The 352-nt window shown below is 42.0% G+C and carries 1 protein-coding gene; it reads right to left on the bottom strand.

Annotation, left to right across the window (positions count from 1 at the left end; genetic code table 11):
- A partial coding sequence (locus tag A3763_RS08145) for a hypothetical protein (RefSeq protein WP_369823101.1) occupies window positions 1-352 on the bottom strand: 352 nt, incomplete at both ends.

Here is a 352-nt window from a genome sequence, read left to right as displayed (position 1 = left end):
CGTCCGCCGATGCCTTGATAACTTTCACTTGGCCTTGAGATTAATTCTGTAAGTTTTATATTGTGATTCTGTTTGGCACAGGAGCGAATTTCCTTTGCGAATATTACATCCTCCTCGAAACTATTGCTGTAGATAATATGCATGGTATGAGGGAGATCTTTAGCGATGATATGTTTGATCATACTACGTGCAGGTGCAATCCCGGATCCGCCAGCGAAGAATACTAGATCATTACCATGGAATAGTGGATTATGATGAAAGCTTCCCATTGGGCCGGTGCTAGTAAGCTCTTGACCAGGCTTCAGATCATCAACTAAATAATGGCTAACGAAACCGCTATGAGCCTTTTTAA

This window comes from Oleiphilus sp. HI0128 (assembly GCF_001635365.1).
This window is presented reverse-complemented; position numbering and strand designations above follow the sequence as displayed.